The organism is Gelidibacter sp., from assembly GCF_035577925.1.
Classification (GTDB): Bacteria; Bacteroidota; Bacteroidia; order Flavobacteriales; family Flavobacteriaceae; genus Gelidibacter.
Map to the genome: position 1 here is coordinate 1 of NZ_DATJCY010000219.1, position 5,967 is coordinate 5,967.

At 37.2% G+C, this 5,967-nt stretch carries 6 protein-coding genes and 1 pseudogene; all 7 read left to right on the plus strand.

Annotation, left to right across the window (positions count from 1 at the left end):
* Positions 1-542 (plus strand): annotated as a pseudogene (locus VNJ50_RS08855) (relaxase); the annotation flags it as partial.
* 159 nt (positions 543-701) lie between these two features.
* Positions 702-1,361, plus strand: coding sequence for a type B chloramphenicol O-acetyltransferase (catB, locus tag VNJ50_RS08860; RefSeq protein WP_066679309.1), 660 nt, complete (start codon positions 702-704; stop codon positions 1,359-1,361).
* A 181-nt stretch (positions 1,362-1,542) separates the two neighbouring features.
* Positions 1,543-2,097 (plus strand): TetR/AcrR family transcriptional regulator, encoded by a 555-nt coding sequence (locus VNJ50_RS08865; RefSeq protein WP_055131132.1) that lies wholly within the window; start codon positions 1,543-1,545, stop codon positions 2,095-2,097.
* Entirely contained in the window at positions 2,097-3,341 is a 1,245-nt protein-coding gene (fabF, locus tag VNJ50_RS08870; protein ID WP_294964881.1) for a beta-ketoacyl-ACP synthase II, read from the plus strand. Before VNJ50_RS08865 ends, fabF begins: the two co-directional genes overlap by 1 nt.
* Positions 3,342-3,561: 220 nt before the next feature.
* Positions 3,562-3,873: a nuclear transport factor 2 family protein gene (locus tag VNJ50_RS08875; RefSeq protein WP_228390949.1), complete on the plus strand. Its 312-nt coding sequence runs from the start codon at positions 3,562-3,564 to the stop codon at positions 3,871-3,873.
* Between the two features lie 23 nt (positions 3,874-3,896).
* Entirely contained in the window at positions 3,897-5,033 is a 1,137-nt protein-coding gene (gene tet(X) / locus VNJ50_RS08880) for a tetracycline-inactivating monooxygenase Tet(X) (RefSeq protein WP_044502094.1), read from the plus strand.
* A 17-nt stretch (positions 5,034-5,050) separates the two neighbouring features.
* Positions 5,051-5,911: a macrolide hydrolase EstT gene (gene estT / locus VNJ50_RS08885; protein ID WP_077782102.1), complete on the plus strand. Its 861-nt coding sequence runs from the start codon at positions 5,051-5,053 to the stop codon at positions 5,909-5,911.
* Positions 5,912-5,967 lie beyond the last annotated feature (56 nt).

Consider the following 5,967-nt stretch of genomic DNA (forward strand, 5'->3'; position numbering starts at 1 on the left):
AAGCATCTTTGTTTGGCAAGCACGCAGGAGTAAACGGATTACAACGGCACTTTGAACAATCCAAAGAGAAGATGAAAACCAACCCTGCGAAGTCTGTTCTCAAAAATTCGGTGGAACTTGCCATTCACACCACAAACAGCGAAAAGGAATTTAAAAAGCAACTTGCCGAACAGGACATTCACACCGTTGTCCGCAGAAACGACAGCGGACGGATTTATGGTATTACTTTTATTGACAATGGTAGCCGTACTGTTTGGAATGGCTCGCAGTTGGACAGAAACCTGTCGGCAAATCTGTTTAACGATTGGTGGAACAACGGAAACAAACCCGCATTGAAAGCACAGGACAGCCCTGTTTCCGATACGAACACGATAGACCACCAACCGACCAAAGACCTTTTCGAGTTTATCACGCAGGAACATTCGCACAGTTCTGATTTGGGATTGTTCAGCCTGTTGCCCCAAGCACAGGGCGAAGATTACGAGGAACAGGATTTTGCCAATAGAATGAAGAAAAAGAAGAAAACAAGACAAAAAAAATAATAGAGATTGTCCTTATTTTCAAAACAAGTTTTAAAATTACTTACCTTTGTTGTATGAAAAAATCAGATTAGCATATTTTTAGGAACATATAATCTCTGTCAAGGCAATAGATGTTGCCCTGACATTCTATTGAATTATTTAATAATAAATGCTAAAAAGATGAATTTTTTCGATAGCCCATTTAAGGGCAAAATAATTAGAGACCATATTACCAACCCCAATATCACGGCTGGGAAATATTCCTACTATTCCGGTTATTATCATGGACATTCTTTTGATGACTGCGCTCGCTATTTATTTCCAGATAGAGATGACGTTGATAAATTGGTCATAGGTTCATTCTGTTCCATAGGTAGCGGTGCAAGTTTTATAATGGCGGGCAATCAAGGGCATCGACATAATTGGATATCCAGTTTTCCCTTTTTTTATATGCCGGAGATTGAAGCATTCAATAAAGCAATTAACGGATTTGAAAACGCGGGCGATACAGTTGTCGGTAATGATGTTTGGATAGGGAGCGAGGCAATGATTATGCCGGGAGTGAAGATCGGTGACGGGGCGGTAATCGGTAGTAGGTCATTAGTCACCAAAGATGTTGCCCCTTACACTATTGTCGGCGGAAACCCTGCAAAACCGATTAAAAAAAGGTTTTCGGACGAAGAGATTCAGATCCTGTTAGATATCAAGTGGTGGGATTGGGATGAAGACATATTGACCGAAGCGATACCTTTAATTTGTTCAGGCAACATACAGTCTCTTTTCGATTTTTACAACCAAGTTGTAAAAATCGAAAAGAGAGATTTCCCGTATTGTTTTTGACTTATATGTAACAACTGCGAAAAGCCTTTCAGTTTTATTGCTGAAAGGCTTTTTTTAATGTAGAATTTGAAAAGGAGTATTTGAATAAAGAAATCATTACAAAAATCAAAAAGAGAGAAGTACGAGCAAAATTTTTAAGATTATCTACCTATTAGTAGATAGAAATTTATATCTTTGCGTTATGGAAACAAAAGAAAAAATAGTAACCGAAGCCATAACATTTATCACGACAAGAGGGACAAATGCTTTTAGTTACAAGGATATATCTAAAGAAATTGGCATTAAAACTTCTTCCATCCATTATTATTTTCCGACGAAAAATGATTTGATTGTAGCTGTTTTAGAACATGTTATTCAAAAAAATAAAGAAGACAGAAAACGAAACAATTACAGCAATATGAAATCGGCTTTAAGGGGTTATATAGATGAACATGTCTTAATAAGAGAGCAAAATAAAGTCTCAGTAATTGCTGCATTAGCGGCAGATATAAACACTTTAGAGCCTCAAATCAAAGCGATATTAAACAACTATATAGAAGAAGAGATAGATTACTTAGCACAAATTCTGAATAAAGGAGAAAAAGAAAACTTATTCGTTTATAAAGCAACTCCACGTATTCAGGCTTTAATGATATTGACAAATTTATTGGCTATTTCAAGAATATCGATGATAACGAAGGAAATATATTTTGAAGACGTAGCCCGACAAATAATAATTGACATAGAGAAAAAATAATGAAAAGAGTAGTAGTTACAGGGCTTGGAGCATTAACGCCCATTGGAAATAATGTAGACGATTTTTGGCAGTCGCTTTTAACAGGCGTTAACGGAACTAACCCCATTACAAAATTTGACACATCAAAATTCAAAACAACATTTGCTTGCGAACTCAAAGGCTTTGACCCATTAAACCATATTGAAAAAGCAGAAGCAAGAAAATACGATTTGTTTACGCAGTATGCTTTAATTTCCGTTGAAGAAGCCGTTAAAAATGCCAACATTAATTTTGAAACGCTGAACAAAAACCGTATTGGCGTTATTTGGGGGTCGGGAAATGGTGGTATCGGCACATTTCAACAGCAGGTAACTGAATTTGCGCAAGGGGACGGAACACCACGTTTTAGCCCTTTCTTCATCCCGAAGATGATAGTCGATATTGCTTCGGGCATCATCTCGATAAAATACGGGCTTCGGGGCATAAATTTTACAACTGTTTCAGCTTGTGCAACTTCCAATACCGCAATCATTGATGCCTTTAATTATATCCGTTGGGGCAAAGCAGATATGATAATAACAGGCGGTTCGGAAGCGCCTATTAACGAAAGTGCCGTTGGTGGTTTCAACGCGTCAAAAGCATTGTCAACCTTAAATGAAAATCCGCAAATGGCATCACGTCCTTTTGACATCAACAGAGACGGTTTTGTTATGGGCGAGGGAGCAGGTGCAATTATTTTGGAAAACTATGAACACGCTATAAAACGAAATGCTCCAATTATTGCCGAGATTGCTGGCGGTGGCATGGCTTCAGACGCATATCATTTAACTGGTACGCACCCAGAGGGAGAAGGGGCATATTTAGGTATGGTTTTAGCATTGGAAGACGCAAATATTTCCGCCAATGAAATAGATTATCTGAACACACATGCTACATCAACACCACAAGGCGATATGAGCGAATTAAAAGCAATAGCAAGACTTTTCGGCAGACAAGGCAAATTAAATATTAGTGCGACAAAATCAATGACAGGACATCTGTTAGGTGCTGCGGGGGCTATCGAAGCAATCGCTTGTATTAAAGCTGTTCAGAATAACATTGTTCCGCCAACAATCAATTCGGTAGATATTGAACCTGAATATAGGGATATATTTAACTTGACGTTACACCAATCACAACAACGGCAAGTGAATTACGCAATGAGTAATACTTTTGGTTTTGGCGGACACATTGCCACAAGTATTTTTAAAAAATATGCTGAATAGAGAGTAGGTGCTAACTTCGGTTTGCTCGTGTTGGCGCTAAATCGAAAGTTCAAGTATCCCAACATGTTCCTTCGTATAGAAGTTAAAAGTTGGCAATTATCGTAGAACAACCTACAGACAACACCAATATGTAACCGATAAATAATTACAAAATATGACCGACAGAGTAAACATCATCAATAACTACATCGATGGATACAACCAATTTGATATCAAAAAAATGGTTGCAGACCTTGACGATAATATTGTTTTTGAAAACATTCAAAATAATGATATAAGTTTATCGCTGAAAGGGTTAACAGCGTTTAAACAACAGGCAGAAACAGCAAAAACATACTTTGCAAAGAGAACACAGACAGTTAAATCGTTTAGGCATTTTGACAACAGCACTGAAATAGAAATTGATTATACAGCAATTTTAGCAATTGACTTTCCGAACGGCTTAAAAAAAGGGCAAAAGCTAAAGTTATCAGGAAAATCCGTGTTTGAATTTAAAAAAAACAAAGTGATTAAATTGACAGACATTAGTTGACATTAAAACCAGCGAACAAGAATATGACTTTACTAAAACATAAAAAAATTACAATAATTGGTGCCGGGCCTGTTGGATTAACAATGGCGAGATTGTTACAGCAAAACGGCGTGGACATTACAGTTTACGAGAGAGACAAAGACCAAGATGCAAGGATTTTTGGTGGGACACTTGATCTGCACAGGGATTCGGGACAGGAAGCAATGAAAAGAGCGGGATTGTTACAAACTTATTATGACTTAGCTTTACCAATGGGTGTAAATATTGTTGATGAAAAGGGCAATATTTTAACCACAAAAAATGTAAGACCCGAAAATCGTTTTGACAATCCTGAAATAAACAGAAATGACTTAAGGACTATCCTATTAAATAGTTTACAAAATGATACCGTCATTTGGGATAGAAAACTTGTTACCCTTGAACCTGATAAGGAGAAGTGGATACTAACTTTTGAGGATAAATCGAGTGAAACAGCAGATCTGGTTATTATTGCCAATGGTGGAATGTCTAAAGTAAGAAAATTTGTTACCGACACGGAAGTTGAAGAAACAGGTACTTTCAATATACAAGCCGATATTCATCAACCGGAGGTGAACTGTCCTGGATTTTTTCAGCTTTGCAATGGAAACCGGCTAATGGCTGCTCATCAAGGTAATTTATTATTTGCGAATCCTAATAATAATGGTGCATTGCATTTTGGAATAAGTTTTAAAACACCTGATGAATGGAAAAGCAAAACGCGGGTAGATTTTCAAGACAGAAATAGTGTCGTTGATTTTCTCCTGAAAAAATTTTCCGATTGGGACGAACGCTACAAAGAACTGATTCGTTTGACATCATCTTTTGTAGGGTTAGCGACACGAATATTTCCCTTAGATAAGTCTTGGAAAAGTAAGCGTCCATTACCCATAACGATGATTGGAGATGCTGCTCATTTGATGCCTCCTTTTGCAGGACAAGGCGTAAACAGTGGGTTGATGGATGCCTTGATATTGTCGGATAATCTGACCAATGGGAAATTTAACAGCATTGAAGAGGCTATTGAAAATTATGAACAGCAAATGTTTGCTTATGGAAGAGAAGCACAGGCAGAATCAATAATAAACGAAACGGAAATGTTCAGCCTCGACTTTTCTTTCCAAAAACTAATGAATCTATAAAACAGAAAGGCGAGGAAATGAAAGAGAAAATAGTTAAAAAAAACGGAATAAGACTTTTTACCGAAAGTTTTGGATGTGAAAAAGATCCGGCAATACTCTTGATTGCGGGAGCAACGGTATCCATGTTGTATTGGGATGCTGAATTTTGCCAGAAACTATCTGAAAAGGGATTTTTTGTTATTCGCTACGACAATAGGGACGTAGGAAAATCTACTAATTACGAACCGGGTTCAACCCCCTATGATATTGTTGACTTAACCCATGATGCTATTTCAATTTTGGACGGCTATAAAATAGTCAAAGCCAATTTTGTGGGAATTTCACTGGGCGGACTGATTTCTCAAATAGCATCAATAAAATATGCCGACAGGGTAAGTTCAATAACACTAATCTCATCAGGTCCTTGGGGCGACTCAGACCCCACAATTCCTGAAATGGATACGCGTATTTTAGATTTTCACGGAAAAGCTGAAACCGTAGATTGGACAAATGAAGACAGTGTGGCAAATTATTTAATTCAAGGTGCTGAATTGATGAGCGGCAGGAAACAATTTGACAAACAAAGAAGTGAAAAACTGATTAGAGCCGAATTTAAAAGAGCTAATAACTATATAAGTATGTTCAATCATGCGGCACTGCAAGGTGGTGAAGAATACTGGAACAGATTGAGCGAAATCAATCAACCAACCTTAATTGTACACGGAACGGACGATAAAATATGGCATTTTAAGAATTCAGCAGTTTTACTTGAAAAGATAAACGGCTCAAAACTAATAACGCTTGATGGAACCGGACACGAACTACATTTCGAAGATTGGAATAAAATTATTGATGGAATAACGCAACATACAACAAATAACAAAAGAATGAACAAATAGGGTATTATGTATTTCCAAATCAACGGTTTAGAGATTGAAGCTAATATCAATGTGTT